Source organism: Massilia sp. X63 (assembly GCF_041023745.1).
Lineage (GTDB): Bacteria > Pseudomonadota > Gammaproteobacteria > Burkholderiales > Burkholderiaceae_D > Telluria.
Map to the genome: position 1 here is coordinate 366368 of NZ_JBFTEF010000004.1, position 20382 is coordinate 386749.

General features: G+C 69.0%; 21 protein-coding genes. 4 read left to right on the top strand and 17 right to left on the bottom strand.

What is annotated here, in order from left to right; translation table 11 throughout:
• Positions 1-69: 69 nt before the first annotated feature.
• Genes AB3347_RS10975 through AB3347_RS10995 form a run of 5 tightly spaced genes read right to left on the bottom strand, consistent with a single transcriptional unit; the run spans position 70 to position 5265 of the window.
• A complete protein-coding gene (locus AB3347_RS10975) occupies positions 70-336 on the bottom strand; it encodes a YkgJ family cysteine cluster protein (protein WP_369091828.1) in 267 nt (88 codons plus the stop codon).
• Positions 333-1988, bottom strand: coding sequence for a GTPase (locus AB3347_RS10980; protein ID WP_369091829.1), 1656 nt, complete (start codon positions 1986-1988; stop codon positions 333-335). The genes AB3347_RS10975 and AB3347_RS10980 overlap by 4 nt, the downstream gene beginning before the upstream one ends.
• The gene (locus AB3347_RS10985; RefSeq protein ID WP_369091830.1) at positions 1985-3838 is read right to left on the bottom strand and encodes a dynamin family protein; all 1854 of its coding nucleotides are present in this window, start codon (positions 3836-3838) and stop codon (positions 1985-1987) included. Before AB3347_RS10985 ends, AB3347_RS10980 begins: the two co-directional genes overlap by 4 nt.
• Complete coding sequence (locus AB3347_RS10990) at positions 3835-4419, bottom strand: hypothetical protein (RefSeq protein ID WP_369091831.1); 585 nt, start codon at positions 4417-4419, stop codon at positions 3835-3837. Before AB3347_RS10990 ends, AB3347_RS10985 begins: the two co-directional genes overlap by 4 nt.
• Before the next feature lie 9 nt (positions 4420-4428).
• The gene (locus AB3347_RS10995; protein ID WP_369091832.1) at positions 4429-5265 is read right to left on the bottom strand and encodes a GTPase; all 837 of its coding nucleotides are present in this window, start codon (positions 5263-5265) and stop codon (positions 4429-4431) included.
• A gap of 264 nt (positions 5266-5529) precedes the next feature.
• Here AB3347_RS10995 and AB3347_RS11000 point away from each other — a divergent pair, with 264 nt between their 5' ends.
• Complete coding sequence (locus tag AB3347_RS11000; protein ID WP_369091833.1) at positions 5530-7155, top strand: ATP-binding domain-containing protein; 1626 nt, start codon at positions 5530-5532, stop codon at positions 7153-7155.
• Between the two features lie 39 nt (positions 7156-7194).
• Here AB3347_RS11000 and AB3347_RS11005 read toward each other — a convergent pair whose 3' ends face one another.
• The 3 genes from AB3347_RS11005 to AB3347_RS11015 form a co-directional block, all read right to left on the bottom strand.
• Entirely contained in the window at positions 7195-8256 is a 1062-nt protein-coding gene (locus AB3347_RS11005) for a helix-turn-helix transcriptional regulator (protein WP_369091834.1), read from the bottom strand.
• Positions 8256-8669, bottom strand: coding sequence for a hypothetical protein (locus tag AB3347_RS11010; RefSeq protein WP_369091835.1), 414 nt, complete (start codon positions 8667-8669; stop codon positions 8256-8258). Before AB3347_RS11010 ends, AB3347_RS11005 begins: the two co-directional genes overlap by 1 nt.
• 94 nt (positions 8670-8763) lie before the next feature.
• Positions 8764-9414 (bottom strand): SGNH/GDSL hydrolase family protein, encoded by a 651-nt coding sequence (locus tag AB3347_RS11015; protein WP_369091836.1) that lies wholly within the window; start codon positions 9412-9414, stop codon positions 8764-8766.
• A gap of 169 nt (positions 9415-9583) precedes the next feature.
• On the opposite strand from AB3347_RS11015, the gene AB3347_RS11020 reads away from it, so the two are divergent.
• The 3 genes from AB3347_RS11020 (at position 9584) to AB3347_RS11030 (ending at position 11049) form a co-directional block, all read left to right on the top strand.
• Positions 9584-9784 carry a hypothetical protein gene (locus AB3347_RS11020; protein ID WP_369091837.1) on the top strand — a complete coding sequence of 67 codons (201 nt, stop codon included), beginning with the start codon at positions 9584-9586 and terminating at the stop codon, positions 9782-9784.
• Between the two features lie 12 nt (positions 9785-9796).
• A complete protein-coding gene (locus tag AB3347_RS11025; RefSeq protein ID WP_369091838.1) occupies positions 9797-10309 on the top strand; it encodes an alpha/beta fold hydrolase in 513 nt (170 codons plus the stop codon).
• 74 nt (positions 10310-10383) lie between these two features.
• Positions 10384-11049 carry a hypothetical protein gene (locus tag AB3347_RS11030; RefSeq protein ID WP_369091839.1) on the top strand — a complete coding sequence of 222 codons (666 nt, stop codon included), beginning with the start codon at positions 10384-10386 and terminating at the stop codon, positions 11047-11049.
• Here AB3347_RS11030 and AB3347_RS11035 read toward each other — a convergent pair.
• From AB3347_RS11035 to AB3347_RS11075, 9 genes are all read right to left on the bottom strand, one after another.
• Positions 11046-12335: a glycoside hydrolase family 28 protein gene (locus AB3347_RS11035; protein ID WP_369091840.1), complete on the bottom strand. Its 1290-nt coding sequence runs from the start codon at positions 12333-12335 to the stop codon at positions 11046-11048. The two genes, AB3347_RS11030 and AB3347_RS11035, sit on opposite strands and share 4 nt — an antisense overlap.
• Positions 12336-12369: 34 nt before the next feature.
• The gene (locus AB3347_RS11040; protein WP_369091841.1) at positions 12370-13905 is read right to left on the bottom strand and encodes a family 43 glycosylhydrolase; all 1536 of its coding nucleotides are present in this window, start codon (positions 13903-13905) and stop codon (positions 12370-12372) included.
• 119 nt (positions 13906-14024) lie between these two features.
• Complete coding sequence (locus AB3347_RS11045; RefSeq protein ID WP_369091842.1) at positions 14025-15431, bottom strand: ATP-binding protein; 1407 nt, start codon at positions 15429-15431, stop codon at positions 14025-14027.
• Positions 15428-16093 (bottom strand): response regulator, encoded by a 666-nt coding sequence (locus tag AB3347_RS11050; protein ID WP_369091843.1) that lies wholly within the window; start codon positions 16091-16093, stop codon positions 15428-15430. Before AB3347_RS11050 ends, AB3347_RS11045 begins: the two co-directional genes overlap by 4 nt.
• A gap of 25 nt (positions 16094-16118) precedes the next feature.
• Positions 16119-16766: a hypothetical protein gene (locus AB3347_RS11055; protein WP_369091844.1), complete on the bottom strand. Its 648-nt coding sequence runs from the start codon at positions 16764-16766 to the stop codon at positions 16119-16121.
• 27 nt (positions 16767-16793) lie between these two features.
• Entirely contained in the window at positions 16794-17594 is an 801-nt protein-coding gene (locus AB3347_RS11060; RefSeq protein ID WP_369091845.1) for an SDR family oxidoreductase, read from the bottom strand.
• A 1-nt stretch (position 17595) separates the two neighbouring features.
• Complete coding sequence (locus AB3347_RS11065) at positions 17596-18270, bottom strand: TenA family transcriptional regulator (RefSeq protein WP_369091846.1); 675 nt, start codon at positions 18268-18270, stop codon at positions 17596-17598.
• Positions 18267-19724, bottom strand: a complete 1458-nt coding sequence (locus tag AB3347_RS11070) for an AMP-binding protein (RefSeq protein WP_369091847.1) — start codon at positions 19722-19724, stop codon at positions 18267-18269. Before AB3347_RS11070 ends, AB3347_RS11065 begins: the two co-directional genes overlap by 4 nt.
• The gene (locus AB3347_RS11075) at positions 19684-20334 is read right to left on the bottom strand and encodes a thermostable hemolysin (protein WP_369091848.1); all 651 of its coding nucleotides are present in this window, start codon (positions 20332-20334) and stop codon (positions 19684-19686) included. The genes AB3347_RS11070 and AB3347_RS11075 overlap by 41 nt, the downstream gene beginning before the upstream one ends.
• Positions 20335-20382 lie beyond the last annotated feature (48 nt).

Sequence of the window (20382 nt, forward strand, 5' to 3'; positions counted from 1 at the left end):
TTCGTTCGATACCTGGGCGGTATCGTCCTGCAGACGGGCGCGCGTGCGGCGGACCGGCACATGCCCCGGCTACAGGCGCGCGCAGATTGCCAGGTTCGCCTGCACGAAGTCGTCCCAGGCGATGCGGTCGGCCAGGTGGACGGTATAGTAGTCCTGCACCCGGCATACCAGCGGCCGTTGCGCATAGATCGTGCAACGCTGCGCAGCCTCGTCGAAGTGGCGGCAGGTGCCGTCGCCCCGGTCCAGCCATGCGGTCTCGGGGCTGCGGTCCACCAGGCGGCAGCACTTGCCGCAGCCGTTGCAGGGGAAAGGCGTCAGCGCCGCGCTGCCGCTCATGCGCCGGCAGCCGCCCTCTTGACGGCCAGCACCTGCTCGATGCGGCGGCTGTTTTCCTGCTCCGCTTCGCCGAAGCCGGCGCGCAGGCCTGCGACCTGTTCGTTCACCTGTTCGAAGAACGCCGCGCTTTCCCTGGCGACGATGGCCGCCATCGCGCTGTCGAAGCCCTCGGCCAGCCCGTGTGCGAAGTCGTCCATCTGCTGGATGGCGCGCTCGCGGGCGCGTTGCTGCTCCTCGTGCTGCTTGCGCAGGCGGTCCGCTTCGGGATCGCCCTTCAGCAGGGTGTACAGGCCTTCGCCGACCGCCGCCGCCACGCCGACGTAGGGAATCCACTTGCCGACCACGGCCGCGCCCCACTTCTCCATGGTCTTGGCGCCGATGCCCTTCATCAGGCTGGGCATGGTCTTCTTGACGAGCTTCAGTCCGCTGACGATGTGTTCCGGCTTGGCCAGGCCGCCGAGCTGCTGGACGGCGTCCTTGATCGGGATCGAGGGGCCGGACGGGCCCGGCGTGCTCGCCGTCCCCGCCTCCTGGGCGTCGGCGTCGCCGAAGCCCGCGGACGAGGGCACGGCGCCGGCGACGTCCGGCCTTGCGATGTGCGGCAGGCTGACCTGGAACTCGTCGATCTCGGCCTGCACCAGCGACACCACCGCCTGCAGTTCGCCCTCCAGGGCATGGCTGACCTGCTCGCCGGCCTTGCGCACCAGCTGTTCGAGCTGGCCCTGGCATTCCTCCGGCGCCGTGCGCAGGTACACCTTGCTCATCTCGTACACGTGGCTGCGCTGGCGCGCCAGCACCCGCGCCATGTCGCGCGAAAAGCGCGCCCGTTCGGCGTTCAGGCGCTGGAGCAGCCGGTCGTAGCGCTTGACGGTGGCGGAGGTCGAACGCGACTCGAAGCACGCGACCGCCGCATCCAGGAACAGCTGCAGCTCGCGCTGCAGGCGGCCAAGCACCTCGTTGGCGCCGATGCCCTGCAGGAAGCCCTTGAGCTGCTGCTCGAATGCCGGAAAGCCGCTCATCTCGAGCATCAGGGGCTGGTTCCTGACGATGCCGTGCAGGGCGCGGCGCGCATTGACCTTGGAAATCGGGATTTCCTTCAGCACGTCCGACAGCCCGCGCTCCGCCGCCAGCGCCTGCAGGCGGGCGCGCACCTGGTCCTTCAGGTGAACGTAGGTCTCCTCCGCCACCTCTTTCTTCTCGTTGAACACGAGGTAGATCTGCTTGCGCTCCTCGACCATGTCGAGCAGCACCTGCAGGGTCTTGGCTTCTTCGATGGTGCCGAGCGGGTCCACCACGAAGATGATCGCGTCGGCCTTCAGCATCTGGGCGCGGGTGACCTGTTCGTGGGCGATCGGCGCGTCCACCCCGGGGGTGTCGAGGATGCTGTAGCTGCCCCACTGGTAGGCGGTGACGGTGTCGGTCAGCGGGATGTCGTCGGCGGCGGCGGCCTCGCGGCCGAGCAAGGCGTTGATCAGGGTGCTCTTGCCGGCATTGTAGACGCCGTAGACCATGACGACCGCGTCGGCCTTGCGCTTCTTGTCCTCGAACATGGTCTCGACCGGCGCGAACTGAGCGGCCAGCTCGGGATGGTCGGCGACGATGGCGCGGGCCTGTTCGTAGGCGCCGAGCAGCTGGATGGAATCGATGCTCATAGGGTCTCCTGTTTCTGTTCGATGACGGCAACCAGCGCCTGCAGGCGGGTGTCGAACTGGCCGATGGTGGCGGCCAGCGCGTCGAGCAGGCCGTCCACTTCCTGCTCGACCGAGCGCCACAGGGCGCCGGCGGCGTCGCGGATGCCGGTGTCGAGCGCCTGCTGGGCCTGGCGCAGGGCCTGCAGGCGGATTTCCTGCAGGTTGTCGCCGACGGTGACTTCGATTTCGCTGAAGCTGGTCGAGGCGCTGTCGCCCGACGCGCCGCCCAGCGCGCCGCCGATACTCGCGCCGATGCCGGCGCCGGCCGGGCCGCCGAGGAAGAAGCCGAGCGTTCCCAGCAGCGCGCTGCCGATCACGCTGTTACGGCCGCGGGTGCCGGACTTGACCCGCGGGATCTGCTCGGTGACCTTCTTCACTTCGAAGTCCGGCAGGCGCAACAGCCCGCTGTCCTGGTAGCTGTCGGCGATCGCGGTGGCGAAGCCGGACATCATGTCTTCGAAGACCGCGGCCAGGTGGGTCTTCGCGATCTCCTGCATCTGCGCGTTCAGGTCCTTCCGGAATGCGGCCAGCTGCGCGTCCAGGCCTGCCTCGTGGCGCCCGGCCTCGAACCGCTCGAAATACTGGTCGATGAAGCCCTGCAGTTCGCCCTGGGCGGCATGGACGATCGTGTTCAGGCGCTTGTCGGCGCGCCCCTTCGCGTCGTGCAGCGGCTGGCGGAAGCCCGCGATCAGGGCCTGGTAGGGGGCCAGGTCCGCATGGCAGGCCTTCAGGAAGTGATGCAGGTTCACGATCGGGGTGCGCTGCTTGATGCGCACGCCCTCGGAGCAGGCGATCCGGTGCAGGGTGCCGAACAGCGCGCCGACGCCGCTTTCTGCCAGCCTGGCCTCGTCGCCGGCGTGGAGTTGCGCATAGCGCGCCGACACCGGCACGATGTCGATGCCGGCCGCCAGCTCGGCGCCGCAGGCGTCTTCCAGCACCTTGCGCACGTAGTCGACCTGGCGGCCGCTGCGCGCGGCATCCTTCATCACGACTTTCTTGACCAGGCTCAGGCCGTCCGGCGCCACGTCCTCCTCGACGTCGTCGCTCCCGGTCAGCAACAGCACGATCTTCTTTTCCTTGCCGACCAGCTGCTGGATCTCCGACATGTCGCTTTCGCGTCCGGGGGCGTCCGACTTCATCGTGTAGAGGATCAGGTCGGCATGTCCCACATAGGCCTTGGCCAGCTCGCCGTTCTCGGCGTTCATCGAATGCAGGCCGGGCGAATCGACCCAGGTCAGGCCGGGCAGCCGGAATCCCTGGATCGTGCTGGTCGCCTCGATCGCGCCGACGCGGAACTCGCGCCGGGACCTCGCTTCGCCGGCCTCGTCGCCGCCCTGCACCCCGGTCTTCTCGTGCGAGAAGAATTCCGGCACGTAGGCGCTGTCGACCTGCTGCTTCAGCGCCGCCGTCGGATCGGTATGGCCCCAGGCCATGTAGTTACCGAACGAGCTCTTGCCCGATTTGACCTTGCCGTTGACGAACACCAGCAGCGAGTCGTCGAAGTCCTCCTGGAAGCGGACGCCCTTCTCGCGCCCGGCCACCTTGGCGTTCCACTCGTCCTTCGTGGAACGCATGAGCTCGATGAAAGCCGTGATCTGCCCGTGGGCCGGATGTGCCTTCGGCAGCTGCCCGGCGGCCCGCTTCAGCTGCTGCTCGATGGTGGCCATGAAGCTCTGGCGCAGGTCCTCGAACGCCTGCTCCTGGACCTTGGCCCAGCCCAGGCTGTCGCTGAACTTGCCCTCGAGTTCCGCAAAGGAGGCCAGCAGTTCGGTACGACGCATGCCCGTGGCCGAGAATCCTTCGCGCTTCATGCCGCCTCTCCCGCTCCGGCCTTCAGCGCCGACAGTTGCTGCGCGATGGCGTCCCATGCCGCGATCTCGGCGTCCAGCGCCTCGACCGCGGCGAGCCGGCCGTCCAGTTCGGGACTGCCCTGTAGGCACACGTCGTAGGCCCGGGTGTAGAAATCGAGATTGCCGACGATCCGGACAAGCTCGGCGTCCTTCGGGAACGCCGCTTTCAGCGCCTCCCCGAGCGCCGCCGCGCGCACCGGCACGGCCGGCGGCAAGGTGCAGCCGCCCGCGCCCAGGCGCGCGATGAACGCGGTCGTGCGGGCTGCTTCCACGGCGGCAAGGCCGTCGAGCGCCTGGGCCAGGCTGGCGCCCATGCGTGCGCCTTCCTCCGCGAACAGGGCCTGCGCGTCGGCACGCTTCCGTTCGCGCTCGCGGCGCAGCTGCTCGGCGCTTGCCGCCTCCCTGCGGCGCCGCTCCTCGGCCACGTCGTGGCTGCTGGAACTGCTGCCGGAACTGCTGGACGAATCACTGTCGCTGACGGCTTTCGCAAGCGCCGCGCCGAGGCCGACCACGGCGGCGCCGATTAACCAGGGTAATGCCATGTCGATTCCTTAGATTTTCTTGTAGGCCGCCGCGGCGGCGTCCAGGTAGCGGCGCAGTTGCGCGACCTGTTCGTTGAAGGCGCCGAAGCGCGCCACGACCGAAGCCCGCAGTTCCTGCCGGCCTTCCTCGGCGCGCTGGCGACCTTGCGCGGCTTGGGCCAGCAAGGCGTCGATCTGCAGGGCGCGCTTGCTCGCACGCACGGCGCGCACGTCGCCGGCAAGCTGGCGCAGGTGCGCGGCCAAGGCCTCGATGCCGCTGGCCGCCGCCAGCACCGGCTGCGCCTTGCGCACGCCGTCCTGGTAGCGTTTGCCGGAGACGCGGTGGATGCGCGGTGTGAAGCCGAGCACCTGCTCGCACTGCTGGGCGACGCGCGCCTCGATCAGGTCGATCTGCTCCACCGCTTCCTTGTCGATCTTGCTGAGCACGACGACGATGTTGCTGGACGCATGCTCGCCGAGCGTGGCGCGCAGCGCGCCCAGGCAGGCCAGCTCGATGGCTTCGAGTTCGCCCTGCGGCTGGTGCACGAACAGCACGATGTCGCCTTCGCGGGCGCCGCGCTGCGCCTGCAGGTCGTCGGCGTCGTTGGCGTCCAGGCCGGGCGTGTCGAGAAAGTCGCACTCGGCGCCCTGGAAGCGCGCGTTGACCACGGTCTCGCGCACGTCGTTTGTCTTGAAGAATTCTTGCTCAACATGCTGGGTCAGCATGTTCATCAAAAAACTCTTGCCTGCGTTCATCAAGCCATAAGCAACGATAATGGGTTTCGCCGCCGCCTGCTCCGACGCGAGCGCGTCGGCCTCACTCTGAATGTGCTGATAATTCATCCGAACCGTATCAAGTTGTGCCATGCCGCCCGGACTGCGCCGCGCGTCATTACTATGCAGGAATTTTTATTTGTCTAATTCAATTGTTCTATTTTATCGAACATAGTTTCACTATCGAAACATTTTTATCGCCCCGTTGACGTTTGCCTGCACTTTACCCACGCAGGGTAGTCGCGGCCTCGGTGCCATCATCGCCGGCCTGGCGACAAATGCCGTCGCATGCTTTCGCTTGTGCGGGGGTGCAGAACTTGTTGATAATAGACAAGTTCATTTTCTTTCCCTCATCTCATGGCCAGCTTGTCCCCGCAACTCCTGCCGCCGCTGCGCACCGATGCCGGCCGTTACCGCGAACTCGAGGTGCTCGAGCGGCTGCGCGACTACCTGCCGGACGGCTTCGAGGTCTTCCACAACATCCCGCTGCACACGCTGCGCGACGACCGCGACCGCTACGGCGAGATCGACGTCGCGGTCCTGGCGCCGGACGGCTGCCTGCTGCTGATGGAAGTGAAGGCCGGCCCGGTGATCCTGCGCAACGGCGAGATCTTCAAGCTCTACGGCGACGGCGAATGCGACGTCGCGCGCCAGGGCCGGCTGCAGCGCGTCGCCATGCAGAAGCGGCTGCAGGAGGCGGGCCTGGAAACGCCATTGATGAGCTGCCTGGTGCTGCCGGACTATGCGCTGGGCGACAGCCACCTCATCTCGATCCCGCGCGAACGGGTCATCGACGCCGGCCGCTACGACCACATGGTGTCGACCGTGCGCCAGTGGTTCGCGGCCACGGCAGGCACGGTCGACCGCGCCGCCCTGCGCCGGCTGCTGCTGAACCAGTTCGAGGTGACGCCCAGCCTGGAGACGATGCGCGACCAGCTGAACGGCGCCGTGCGGCGCCTGGCGGACGGCCTGGCCACCTGGGTGCCCCGCACCGGCTCGCCGACCGGCATCTACCGGATCCAGGCGACCGCCGGTTCCGGCAAGACCCAGCTCGCCCTGCAGCTGCTCGAGACCGCCGCCGACGAGCGCCTGAACGCGAGCTATGTCTGCTACAACCGGAGCCTGGCCGACCATGTCCGCCGGCTGGCCTCTCCCAGGGCGGAGATCGTGAATTTCCACGAACTGTGCGTCGAGCACTACCGGCGCAGCCGGGGCGATCCGGACTTCTCGCCGTCCGCTTTCGAACGCATGGCCGCGCACTACGTCGAAGCCAGCAAGGGCTTCGCCCAAAGCCTGGATCTCCTGATCATCGACGAGGCCCAGGATTTCGACGCCGGCTGGGTGGAAAGCGTGTGCAGCCGCCTCAAGCCCGACGGCCGGCTGTACGTGCTGGAGGACGAGGCCCAGCGCCTGTACCGCCAGGACGGCTTCGAGCTGGGCGACGCGGTCACGATCCAGTGCAGCGACAACTTCCGCAGTCCGCGCGTGATCTGCGACCTGATCAATGCGCTGGCGCTGGTGCGGCCGCCGATCCGGGCCCTGAATCCCTTCCGCGGCGAGCTCCCCGGCATCCGCACCTACGGCTCCGAGGCGGCGCTGCTGGCCCAGACCGAAGCGGCCGTGGCCGCATTGCTGGCGCGCGGCTTCGACCCGGCCGACATCGCCGTGGTCGGCGGCCGCGGCCGCGACAAGTCGGCCCTGCTGAACCGGGTCGGCATCGGCCCCCACCGCACGCGCCGCTTCACCGGCGAGTACGCTCCCAATGGCGAGCCGCGCTGGAGCACGGGCGAGCTGCTGGTGGAATCGGTCTACCGCTTCAAGGGCCAGAGCGCGCCGGCCGTGGTGATCACCGAGATGGACTTCGCGGAGCTCGACGAGGCCGCGCGGCGGCGCCTGTTCGTTGCCTTGACCCGGGCCCGGATGGCGGTCGAGCTGGTGTTGTCGGAACGCGCCGAGCGCTGCCTGGCCGCCCTGCTGGCCTAGCCCGCGGCGAGCGGCGCGCCGAGGTTCAGCTCGACCGGGTCAGCACTCGAAAGCGGCCACGCCGCACTGCGCAGCGCTTCCCTGCGCACCCTGGGCGGCATAGGCTTGCGCCATGCGCCGCGCGACGCCGGCCAGCTCCTCGCGCAAGGCGGCCGGCTCCTGCACCAGCACCCCGTCGCCGAAACCGAGCAGCCACCACACCAGTGCGCGCGTATGCGGGACGGTGGCCGCCAGGTGCAGGCGCCCCGCCGCGTCGGCGCTCAGCACCTGGTCGGCGCTGAGCGGCGTCTCGAATAGGTGTTCGCCGGCGGCCCGCGAAAACACCGCGCGCAGGGTGATGGGCGCGCCGGCGATCACCCCGAACTGGCCGGAAGCGATGTAGGCGTCGATGTCGAAGCCGGGCTTGCGGCGCGCCGCTTCATACAGCACCTCGGCCTGCTGGACCCGGTGCAGCGCGATCGTGCGGACGTCGTCGTAGGCGCCGAACGTGCACACCAGGTAGACCAGGCCGCCGCGCTGGACCACCGCCAGTGGGTGGACCGCGGCATACACCGTCGGCGCATCGGCATCGCGCTTGCGGTAGTGCAGCCTGAGCTGGCGGTCCTGCATCAGGGCCAGGTACACGAGGCGCTGGCATTCGTCGTCCATGCGCGGCGGCAGCAAGGGCTGCTGCGGCGACACGCTGCGCACCTTGTCCAGCCAGGCCCGCGGCGGCGAAGCATCGTCGACGGCCGACAGCGTGCGGGCCGCCGACTGGAAGTGCGGACGCAGCGCATCGACCGCATTCGGCGGCAGGTGGTGTTGCAGGTGCTGCTCGACCAGCGTGAGCGTGAGCGCTTCGGGCAGGGTCAGCCCGGGCAGGTCGAAACTCGACGCCTCGCGCAGCCAGCTCCAGCCATACGGCTTGTCGCGGCTGTCGACCACGATCGGAAACACCTCGGACAATTCCTTCAGGTCGCGCTCCACGGTCCGCTTGGCGACCTCGAAGCCGGCCGCGCCCAGGCGTTCGCACAGTTCCTTGGCCGATACCTTCTGCGGCGCGCGCGGCACCATGCGCAGCATGTGCCACTGGCGCAGCAGCGATTGCTGGTTGGTCGCCATCAGAAGTCCTCGGCCCAGCGTTGCCAGAACCCCGGTTCGTCATGCGCGGCATTCTCCATCGCATAATCGAGCGGCATGGCGTAGAAACGCACGCCGGGATGGCGCATCGTCCCGTCCGGATGTTCGAGGTAGTCGCGCAGCCGGCAGTACTCGGGCAGCGCTTCGTCGTAGGGGACGTCGAGGTAAACCTGGCCCAGGTAGGGAGCCATGCGCGCGGGGTTGGCGTAGGGGCCGCAGCGGGTCCAGGGCACGCCGTGCGCGTCGAGCCAGGCCAGCACCGCGCTGCGGACCAGGTCTTCCTCGTAGCGGTAGGCGCGCCACTCGGCGAAGGGTTGCGGGTGGAATTCCAGGTACAGGACCTCGCGCCCCTTCTTGCGGGCGATCGCGTCGATGTGTTCGATCAGTGCAGGCATATGCGGGCTGGCAGCCGGTCGGCGGCCATGCTTGTCGGTTCAAAATCCCATCTTACCAAAAATATTTCCAATGAGAAATATCGATCCGGATCGTTCAGGGCCGCGCGCCGCCATACACCACGGTCCGCGGCGCGGCCGTGGCCTGCGCATCCACCAGCTCCCCGATGGCGGCGGCAATCCTGGCCCCGCCCTGGGCCGAGGGCTCGATCGGGGAGCAGGAAGCGTAATCGTCCGGGTCGCGGCACACCACCCGCAGGTCGAGCACCGGCAGGCGGCGCTGCACCGCCTCGCGCAGGATCACGTCATTGAAAGGCGCCAGCGCGGTGCGCAGACCCGGCGACAAACCGGGCACCGCGTCGTAGATCGTCGCCACGGCCAGCGGCGTCCCGTGCGCCAGCAGCAGGTCCAGCATGTCCCGGTAGGCCTGGCGGAAACCGGCCTGCCACGCCGCCAGCAGCTCGGCGGCCTCGAGCACCGTAGCGACCTGCCCGTGCATCGCGCCGACCAGGCCCAGCACGTCGTTGCCGCCGCAGCTCGCCACCAGCCAGTCGGCCGGCGCCGGCAGCGCGCGCAACCCGGCCGCCTGCGCGGCCATGTCGGCCAGCACGCTGCCGTCGCGCGCCAGCAGCGATACCCGGTGCGGCCGGCCCGGCAGCGATTGCAGGCGGGCGCGGACTTCAGTCCCGACCGGGACATACGGGGCGTTATCGAAGATCGAATCCCCGAGCAAGACGATGTGCGCCATGGGCGCCTCCTTTCGATGATTGGGTGAGCGCGATGATTGCGTGACCGGCTTTGGCCGGCCAGGCGCTACCCTAGCCGCGGACGCGACAAGGGCCGTCGCAGGCACGCTGCGACAGCGCCTGTCGCCGGGCCTCCTAGACTGGCCGCTCGTTCAACGGCAAGGAGCCCGCATGAAAAGACAGACACTGACCGATGCACGCTACCACACCATCGGCTACATCGACACCGCCGCCGACGGCCGCCAGACCGGCAGGGATGCGCGCCTGCACATCGTCGGCTACTACGACCCGCATACCGACACCACCCGCGATGCGCGCCTGCACACGGTCGGCCACGGCAACCTGCTGGCCGCGCTGGTCGCCGGCCGCTGAACGGGAGCGGCGATGAGCAAGGGATTGATCCACTTCGTGCACGGCAAGGAAAGCGGACCGGGTGGCAGCAAGATCGCGGCGCTGGCGGCGGTGGCGCGCCAGCACGGCTGGGAAGTCGCCAGCCTGGATTATTCGCAGTGCACCGGTCCGGGGCAGCGCCTGGCGCAGCTGCGGGAGGCCTGCCGCGACCTCGACCGGCCCTTGCTGCTGGTGGGTTCCAGCATGGGCGGCTGGGTCGCGGCGGAAGCCTCGGCCTGGCTCGACGCCGACGGCGTGTTCCTGCTCGCTCCCGCCGTGGCCATGCCGGACTACCCGACCCAGGCCCCGGCGATCCTGGCCACCCATGCCGAGATCGTGCACGGCTGGGATGACGAAGTCATTCCCTGCGAACGTGCGATCCGCTATGCGCGCCAGCAGGGCTGCACCCTGCACCTGGTGCCGGGCGACCACCGCCTGACGCGCCGCATCCCGCTGCTTTGCGAACTGTTCGCGGCCTTCCTGTCACGCTGCGCCGCGTCCCTCTGAACCGGCCACGCCGCCTTGCGCAACAGTGCGCCAGGCTGGAAAATGCCGTGCATGTTCACACTCGACATCCATTCATGAACCAACCCGACATCAAGCTGTTCAAGTTCCGCGACGACTTCGAACGGGCCGGCCAGATCGGCCTGTGCGCGACCTCCATCGAGGGCATCCGCGCCCACCTCGGCGCCGATTGGCAGGAACTTGCCAAACCCGTGGGCAAGCGCGAGACCCGCCTGAGGGAGGCGCGCAAACTGGTCAAGCACCTGATCCGGGTGGCCAGCGAATCGACCGACTTCTACCGCACGGTCGACTTCATCAGCCGCGCGGCCGCCGCCACCGTCGAGCAGGCACGCGTGCGCAACCAGTGGAAATCGCTGGCCGGGCACCTGGCGCCGTCGGCCGAGCTCACCCACGAGCACATGGTGCCCTGCGAAGTCGTGCTGCGGGAACTGGCCGCGGCGCCGGCCGGCGTGCCGCTGGCCGGGCTGCTGGAGCCGCTGACCTATCGGGCGCTGGTGTGCAAGAAAAAGGAGATCCGCACGCTGGACAAGCCGGCCTTGAGAAGCAGGCTGCCGGCGCTGGCCGAAACCGGCCTGGCGGCGGCGCCGCCGCGGCAGGAGCCGATGCCGGAGGCTTTCAAGGCATTGATGCGCTACGATGCCGCCGGCCTGCTGCACGAGCTGATCCCGGTGTCGGCGCGCGCAGCGCACCTGAAGCAGGCCTACCTGGCCTGGATCGGCTAGCGCCTGCCGTTGACGACCACGTTCTCCAGCCGCAGGTTGGCGACGTCCGCGGTCTCGAGCTGCTCCTGCTCGAGCTGCACGTCGAAGTCCTTCAGCAGGACGTCGCTGATCGCGGTCTGGCCGGGATTCGGCTTGATCGTGCCGAAGGCCTTGAGGCGTCCGCGGATGCCGACCAGGCTGATGTTGCGCACGATCGACTTCGGCGGCGGCGCGCCTTTCAGGTCGACGTACTGGGTCCAGGGCTGGATGGTCACGATCTGGCCGCCGGAATCGTCGACGCTGATGTTGCGGAAGTGGATGTTCTCGTAGTGCTGCGGCGTATCCGGCCGCAGCTTGAACACGGCCAGGCTGTCCAGCTTGCCGGTCACCCGGCAATCCTCGACGAGCACGTCGCGCACCAGGGTGGCTTCGCTGCCGAGGGCCAGCATGTGGTGGCCGCGCCGGAACTCGCAATTGCGCACCCGTACGTCGATCACCGGCGGGCTGTCCCTGTCTTCCATCGCGAACGGTCCCTTCGAGCCCTTGGCCGCGATGCAGTCGTCGGTCACCGAAAAATAGCAGTCCTCGACCAGCACGTGCTGGCAGCTGTCCAGGTCGATCCCGTCGCTGCTGGGGGCCTGGTGGTAGTCGTCGGGCACCTGGAAGCGGGCCGTGCGCACCGTGACCCCGCTGCAGCGGTACAGGTGCAGGTTCCAGAACTGCGAATCCTTGAAGGTGACGCCCTCGATCGTGATGTCGCGCGAGCGCTCGATCAGCGCCAGCCGGGCGCGCGGGATGCCGATGTTCTTGAAATTGTACGGGTCGGGCGCGGCATTGCGCAGCTGCCAGAACCGGTCCCAGATCGGGCGGCCGGCGCCGTCCAGGGTGCCGCTGCCGCTGATGCGCAGGCCGTCGCAGCCGTCCGCATTGACCAGTGCCGGGTTGAAATGCGGCGCGAAGTGGCCCTCGATGCGGGTACGCCGGGCCGGGAAATGCGCCAGGTCGGTCGAGCAGCGCAAGACCGCGCCCTGCTCCAGGTGCAGGTGCACCTTCGGCTTCAGGAACAGCGCGCCGCTGACGAACACGCCGGCCGGGACCACCACGGTGCCGCCGCCGCGCGCGGCCAGGTGCTCGATGGCCTGCTGGATGGCGGCGGTATTCACCGTGGCGCCGTCGGCGACGGCGCCGAATCCCGTGATGACGGCCCTGTCCGGCGCCGCGGCCAGCGCCGCCAGCGGGCGCGCCAGCAGGGGCGCCGCCAGCATCGACAGGGTCATGGCGCGGCGGCGGAAAAAACGATGTGTCATGCTGGTCTCCCGATGGCGATCCTGGTTTGCTGCTTCATTCCTGCACCAGGCTGAGGTCGTCGAGCATCAGCCACTGGCCGTCCTTGCCTTCGGTGTAGACGCCGACCTGCACGCTGCCATTGCGCACCTCGACGCCCGGCAGGCTTACCTGGCGCCATTCGGCGAGCGGGCCGCTGAACTGCTGCGCGACTTCGGGGCCACCGTGGCCGCTGGCGAACAGGCGCGCCACCGCTTGCCCGCCGCTGCTCCTGACCCAGGCCCGCAGCGTGTAGCGGCCGTTCGGCAGCCTGACATCCTGGACCGCGCTGCCCATGCTCGGATCGGCATGCCGCAGCACCAGCGCCCAGCGGCTGGCGTGGCCGTCGAGGGTGTTCACGATGGGCGCGGCGCCCTTCAGGCTGGTCCAGCTGGTGCGCCAGCCGGCCACGCTGGTCTGGGCGACGCGGTCGGCTTCGAAACCAGGATTGAGCACGTAGTTGTTGCCCTTGCCAGCCGACCAGGTGCCCTTTGCGGCGTCGAGCCTGAATTCGCTGAGCGAATTGAACACCGGGGCGTCGCCCTCGAAGGAGAGCGGCACCCAGATGTTGTAGCCGATGCCGTTGGCGGCGAAGTTGCTCCAGCGGTCGCCGGCATACAGCACCGTGGTGCCTTCGCTGCCCGCCACCTGGATGAAGAAACCATTTTGCGAGACGTGCGAGAAGTCGGCCTCGGTGCCGGCCACCAGCTTTTCGGGCGAGTATGGCCCCGTGATGCTGCGGGCGCTCATGCAGAAGCTGCGCGAGGCGTTCCAGCCGTGCAGGTCGGAGGAACAAAAATAGTACAGGCCCCGGTGCTTGAACATGGCGTTGCCTTCGCGGCCGCCGGCCGGCGCGGCATGCACCTGGGTCGCCGCTTCGACGGCGAGGAAGTCGGCCGGCCGCAGGGGCGCCACGTACAGCTTGCGGCGGTCGCCGCTGCTGCTGAACACCAGGTAGGCCTGGCCGTCGTCGTCGACGAACACGGTCTGGTCGCCGGAACCGGGGGTGGCGACCTTGTCGAGACGGGTCTGCAGGCGCCGGACGACGAAGGGGCCGGTGGGCGTGTCGCTGGTGGCGAACAGCACGCCGCTGCCGTGTTCCGGGCTCGCGTACTGGGTCAGCAGCACGTATTTGCCGGTCTGCCGGTGGTAGACCACGCCCAGCCGGCCGACCCAGCCCGGCCGGTCGAACAGCTTGCCGGACGCCCCCGCCGCGAGCACGTCGCCTTCGAACTTCCAGTTGACCAGGTCGGCCGACGAGTAGACCGTCACCGCGCTGAAGTGCGGATTGCCGGTGGCGGGGGTCGGCCGCGGCGCCGCGGCATAGCTGACCGCTTCGGCATACCTGGCGCCATACCAGTACCAGGTGTCGCCCACCTTCAGTATGCCGCCGCCCTGGGAGTGGATCGGGGCGCCGGCGCTGTCCTTCCAGAACACGCCGTTGCGGATGATCGGCTCGGCGGCGCAGGCGCACGACTGCATGCCCAGCATGGCCAACATGACGATGGCGCCGGACGGAGTGCGTGGCGAGTGGTGGGTTCCTGGAAAACGCATGGCGGGCTTGTCGGGCAGGATGGCGAGGTCGAGCCGGCAGTATAGACATGGCCCCGCCCGCCAGCGGGCGCGCCGCCGAAAAAATCATGCGCTTGCGCGGAACCCTGCGGGATGGGCGCCTAGCTGGCAACCTGGCTGCCGGCCAGCGGCAGCGAGACCTCGGCGATGTTGCCCTGGCCGTCGCCCTTGCGGCGCAGGCTGACCGAAGCGCCGTGCTGGCCCAGGATCTCCTTCACGATCGCCAGGCCCAGGCCGTGGCCGCCCGGCGCCGCCCCCGGGGAGCGGTAATACGGCGTGAACAGCTTGCCCAGCTCGTCGGCAGGAATCGGCGCGCCGTCGTTGGCTACCGACAGCAGGGCGCGGTCGCCGCGCGCAGCCAGGCGCACCTCGATCTCGCCGTCGGGGGCGCCATGGACCGAGGCATTGTCGATCAGGTTCTGCAGCATGCGCCGCAGCTGGCTCGGCTCGCCCCATACCTGCAGGTCGCGTTCCGCCTCCAGGCTGATGGTCTGGCCGCGGCGCTCGAGCAGGGGGTCGAGCGTGCCGATCACCTCGTGGCAGACTTCCAGCAGCGATACCTGCTGCGGCTTGTAGTCGTCGCTGCGGGCGCTGATGCGGCTGAGCGTGAGCAGCTGTTCGGCCAGCTTGCTGGTGCGGCGCGCCGAGGTCAGCGCCAGCGCCAGCGCTTCCGCGCGCTCGGCCTCCACGGGCGAACGCATTGCGTTTTCGATATGCAGCTGGACCGCCGCGATCGGCGTGCGGATCTCGTGGGCAGCCGCGTCGATGAAACGCTGCTCGCGCTCGAAGGCGGCCTTGATGCGGTCGAGCAGGCTGTTCAGTTCCTGGATGATCGGCGCCAGCTCGACCGGGGTGTCGCACAGGCGCACCGGCTCGAGCGAATCGGGGGTGCGCGCGCCGATTCGCGCCGCCAGTTCCTTGAGCGGACCCATGCTGCGCAACAGGACGACGTTCACCGCCACCAGCAACAGCAAGCCGCCGACGATCAGCGGCGCGGTGATCGACATGCCGATATACTCGGCCAGCTCGCCGCGCACTTCTTCCTTCTCGGCCGTCACGACGAAGATGCGCCCCGAGCGCAAGGCGAAGACTTCCCACAGGGTGTCGCCGACCCGGTGCGCGCTGAAGCCCGGCGTCAGCGGCGCCAGCGCCTCGTCCGGCGCCGAGGCCGACTTGGCCAGCAGCACGCCGTCCTCGCGCCAGACCTGGAAGGCGATCTTGGTTTCGTAGCGGTGTCCGGAGGCGTCCGCTTCCTCGCTGCCAGAGGACTCGAGTTCGGGCGGCAGCGGAATGACCAGCGGCTGCGCCAGCGTCGCCGTCGACAGTTGCTGCGCCACCAGCGCCTCCAGCACCCGCGCCGAGGTGGCCAGGCGTGCGCTGAACAATTCCTCGGATTCGTGGCGCGCGACCAGCTGGGCGACCACGCCGATGCCGCCGAAGATGAACACGATGCACAGCAGCGTGGCCACTACCAGGCGCCGCCGGCCCGAATAGGTGCGCGCCTTCATGCGCCGACGTCGCCCAGGCGGTAGCCGACGCCGCGAATGGTCTTGATGGCCTCGGGCGCCAGTTTCTTGCGCAGGTGATGCACGTGCACGTCGATGGTGTTGCTCTCCGCCCCCTCGCCCCAGCCGTACAGGGATTCCTCGAGCTGGGCGCGGTTGAAGATGCGCGAGGGGTGCTCGGCCAGCTGCTTGAGCAGCATGAACTCGAGCCGTTGCAGTTCGACCGGCTCGCCATGCCAGGATGCGCGCAGGCTGTCGGCCTCCAGCACCAGCGCGCCGCGCTCGATCCGGTTGACCGGACGCCCGCCATGGCGCCGCGCCAGCACCCGCAGGCGCGCCAGCAGTTCGTCGAGTTCGAAGGGCTTGACCAGGTAGTCGTCGGCCCCGAGGTCCAGACCCTGGACGCGGTCGCGCATGGCGTCGCGCGCCGACAGGATCAGGATCGGCAAGCCATCCCCGCCGGCGCGCACGCGCTCCAGCACCCGGGTGCCGTCGAGATCCGGCAGCCCGAGGTCGAGCACCGCGATATCGAAGGCGTTGTCGCGCAGCGCCGCGAGCGCGGAGGCGCCGTCGCGGACATGCTCGACCGTGTAGTGGGCGCGCCGCAGCGCGACCACCAGTCCGCTGGCGAGCAGCGGGTCGTCTTCGACCAGCAGCAGCCTCAAGACGGCATTCCTCGTTGTGGACTCGTCACTTCTTTCCTTCCGCGATCTTGGCCAGCAATTGCTTGATCTCGCCGCGCCGTCCCTCGTCGGCCAGCTTGCGTCCCGGACGGGCCGGCGCCTGCAAGGCCTTGCGCAGGTAGCGCTCGGCGTTCTCGAGATCGCCCTTGCGGTACAGGTAGTCGCCGTAAAAATAATTCGGATCGATGCCGTCCGGGTTCACCGCCAGGCCTTTCCTGAGGAATTCCTCGGCCTTGGCCTTGTCGCCGAAGCCGATCGGCCATCCCGGCACCTGGTAGTACAGCGAGCCCAGGCTGGTGTAAGCGGAGCCGGACAGCGCATTCGGATTGATCGCCAGCGCCTGCTCGAGCGATTTCTTGGCGTTCTTGACATATTTTAACGCGCCGATCCCGCCCTTGGCCCCGGCATAGGTGGATTCGACGATGGCATGCCAGATCAGGACGTCCGCACTGCCGGGATTTCGCACAAGCAATTGTTCGCTTTCCCCCAACAGGCGCTCGAATTCCGCCTCCTGGCGGTCGGGCGGGGTCTGGTACTTGATCTGTTCCCAGCCCTGCTGCATGCGCGCGACATCCTCGGCCGGGCCGGCCCAGGCCGTCCCCGCCAGCAGCATGGCCGCGGCCACGGAAGCAATCCATCGGTACAGGTTTTTCATCAGTTTCTCCTTTGTACTTCGCTTATGTTATCGAGGCAAGTATTTTCGAATTTGCACCAGCTGCTTGCGGATCGCCTTGTCGGGAATGCCGGGCAGCAGCTTGTTCACCAGCACGAAGAAGCGCTCCGCCGTGCCCAGGGTCCGGGTTGCGGCATCGCCGGCCAGGAAGGCCATGAAGGCCTCGGCCACGACTTCCGGGGTGTCCTCGGCCGTGCGCAGCTCGCGGTTCATCTCGTTCACGGCGGCGCTGTTGATCGGCGTCCGGGTGGCGCGCGGCGAGAAATGGCGTACCGTGACGTTCGAATCGGCATATTCGCGCCGCAGCGACTGCGAGAATCCGGCCAGGCCGGCCTTGGCCGCGCCGTAGGCGGCAAAGCCGGGGAATCCGAGCGCGCCGAACACGGAACCGACGTTGATCACCTGGGCCGCCGGCGCCGCGCCCAGCAGGGGCAGCAGCTCGCGGGTCAGCAGCATCGGGGCCAGCAGGTTGGTCTCCACCTGGGCCCGGATGTCGGCGGGAGCCTGGGTCTCGAAGGCGTGGAAGCTGCTCACGCCGGCATTGTTGATCAACAGGTTGATGCCGCCGCCGGCGCGGGCGGTGGCGGCCACCGCGCCCAGGGTGTGCGGGTCGCACAGGTCGCCGCAGACGATCTGGACGTCGCAGCCGCGCAGCTGCTGGGCCAGGGCTTCGAGGGCCGGGCGCTGGCGTCCGACCAGGATCAGCAGCGCGCATTGCGGGGCCAGGCGCGCGGCGATGGCCGCGCCGATGCCGCCGCTGGCGCCGGTCAGGACGGCGCGATAACGCCCACCTGCTTGTCGCTGCGCCATCTCAGGCCTCCTTGCCGAACAGGGTTTCGCCGCGCGGCAGGCTGCGGAACACGTTGCCGTACAGGCCGTACATCATGCGCGCCATGTGGATCACCGCCTCGCGGTCGGCCGCGTCGTCCAGCCGGTTCATCAGCTTCTCGAAGAAGGCCACGTGCTCGAGGTCCAGGCTGCCGTGCGAGCTGAGGTAGCTGAACGCTTCCGGCGGCAGCGCCAGCGCCGAAGCGATGGTGCCGGCCGCATGGGTGGCCAGCGCCGTGCTGGTGCCTTCGAGCACGTGCACCATGCCGAAGAAGCCGACCGGGTTGCCGCGGTCGACCTGGTGGTAGGCGTAGGCCACCATCAGTTCGGTGCTGGCATGGGGACGGGCGCGCCGCACCGCTTCGGCGTCGCCGCCGCAGGCGCGGATGTCCGACAGGATCCACTCCTGGTGGCCGACCTCCTCCTCGATGTACTCGGCGATCGCCTCGCGCAGCCATTCATGGCGTTCGCCGAGGCGGCTGCCGCAGGCCATCAGGAGCGGCACCGTGTGCTTCACGTGGTGGTAGGCCTGCGACAGGAAGGCGATGTACTGGCTGGTCACCACCTGGCCCTGGAGGGCGTCCTGGATGATCGGGATCGAAAACATTTCCTGGCGCTGGGGCTCGGTGGCCGATTGCAGTTGGTCGAAGAAATTCACGAGAGGGACTCCGGTTGGTCGAACAGGGATGCGATGGTCTCCGCATGCGCGGCGCGGATCGCGGCGCGGCGCAGGCGGCCGTTGGGGGTGAGCAGGCCGGCGGCCGGCGTGAACGGGGGCACCGGGCGCCAGCGCCGCACCTGGGCGTAGTCCGGCAACTGGGCATTGGCGCGCTCGACCGCCGCCTGCAGCTGCGCCGGGTCCAGGCCGGGGGCCGCCGGCACCAGCAGCGCGCCCAGGTAAGCCTGGGCCTCGCCGAGCACCATGGCCTGCGCGAACAGGCCGGTGCCGAGCAGCACCGCCTCCGGCCATTCGGGCGAGACGTTGCGGCCGTAGCCGGTGATCAGGATGTCTTTCTTGCGGCCGTCGACGAACAGGAAACCGTCCGCATCGACGTGCCCCAGGTCGCCGGTCGCCAGCCAGGGGTCGTCCTGCACCGGCTGCCCGAGGTAGCGTGCGGCGCAGCCTTCGACCAGGATCTCGCCGTCGGCGGCGATGGCGACGCGCCGGTGCTTCAGCGGGCGGCCGACGCTGCCGTCGCGCGCGGCGCCGGGCAGGTTCAGGGCCACCACCGACGCGCACTCCGACAGGCCGTAGCCCTCGAACACCGGGAAGCCGCGCGCACGGGCGGCCTCCAGCAGCTGGGGCGGCATCTTGCCGCCGCCGACCGCGACGAAGCGCAGGCTGGCGATGCGCGGATCGTCCGGCCGGCTGGCGGCCACCAGCGCCTGCAGCATCTGCGGCACCAGCGTGATGCTGTGCGGCGCATGGCGCGCGATCGCGTCCAGGCAGGCGACCGGGTCGAAGCCGCTGGCGCCGCGCATGCCGGTTTCGAGCAGCGGCGGGCAGATCGTGGTGGCGCCGCTGAGCAGCGCCGTGTAGGGGCCGGCCAGGTTCTCGAGCAAGACCGCGAACGGAAGCAGGCACAGGTGGCGTTCCAGCCCCAGCGGCGCCACGCCCTCGCGCAGGGCCGCCGCCACCTCCCACTGCTGGGCGGCCGACAGGCACACGCCCTTGGGCGCGGCCGTGGTGCCCGAGGTGAAGGTGAGCTTCTGCACCCCGTCCAGCTCGGCGGCCTGCGGCGCGCGGCTGGTCTCGCACAGCGCCAGCGGGCCGCCGGCGTCGCGCACGATGTCGAAGCCGAGCGCGGCGCCCTGCGCCGGATCGGCGCAGAACAGCGCGCCGATGCCGCTCTCGGCGATCACGTGCATCCACTGCTGCGGCGTGAAGAACAGGGGCAGCGGCACCAGCGTCAGGCCGAGTTCCTGGGTGGCCAGGTCGACCATCAGCCATTCGGGCGAGTTGTCGGCCAGGATGCCGACCGGGGCCTCCGGACGGGCGCGCGCGGCCAGTGCGGCGCGGATCCGGGCGATCCCCTGCGCGACCGCGGCGCGGTCGAGCCCGGTGCGGCCGTCACTCAGCAGGACGGTGGAATCGGCTAGCGAGTCGAGCAAGTTCTGTATAACCATATTGAATATCACCAAACATGACTTGTGGGTGGGTGTCGTAATAGCTGCCCCACTGGGCTCCGCCGTCGGGCAGGCGCGCCGGGTCGGCGCCTGCGAGGACCTGCGGGCGCAGCTGGAGCCGGCCGAAGGAATTGAGCAGGCTGGTGGTGGCGGTGAAGGCGACGATGCGCAGGCCCAGCTCGTGCAGCAGGCTGGTCGTGCCGACGATCAGGGCGCGCGCGGCGCCGGGGTGGGTGGCGGCCAGGTTGCCGACCTCGACGATTTCGTCGCGCGCGACCGGGCGCCCGATACGCGCGCCGATCTCGGTTTCGATCGGACCGTCCAGGTAGTGTTCGAGGAACAGCGGATGGACGCCGGCCAGCGAGTAGCCCAGCGCCGCCGTCCAGCTGCCGTCGGCGTCGCGGCAACCCACCAGGGTGTCGCTGAAGTGCGCGATCCGGGCGCCGTAGTTTTTCAGGAAGGCGGCCGCAATGAAGGCCTCGAGCTGCGCGCGTCCGGGATCGCCAGGCTCGAAGCGTTCGAGCCGGGGCCGGGGCTGGCGCGCCATGCCTGCGAGCGGGATGTCGTTCGCAAGCGGTTCCGGGAGGTTCATCATCGTAGGGCTTGCATCTGTTATTTCAACAGTGCAAGCCTATGCATGGAA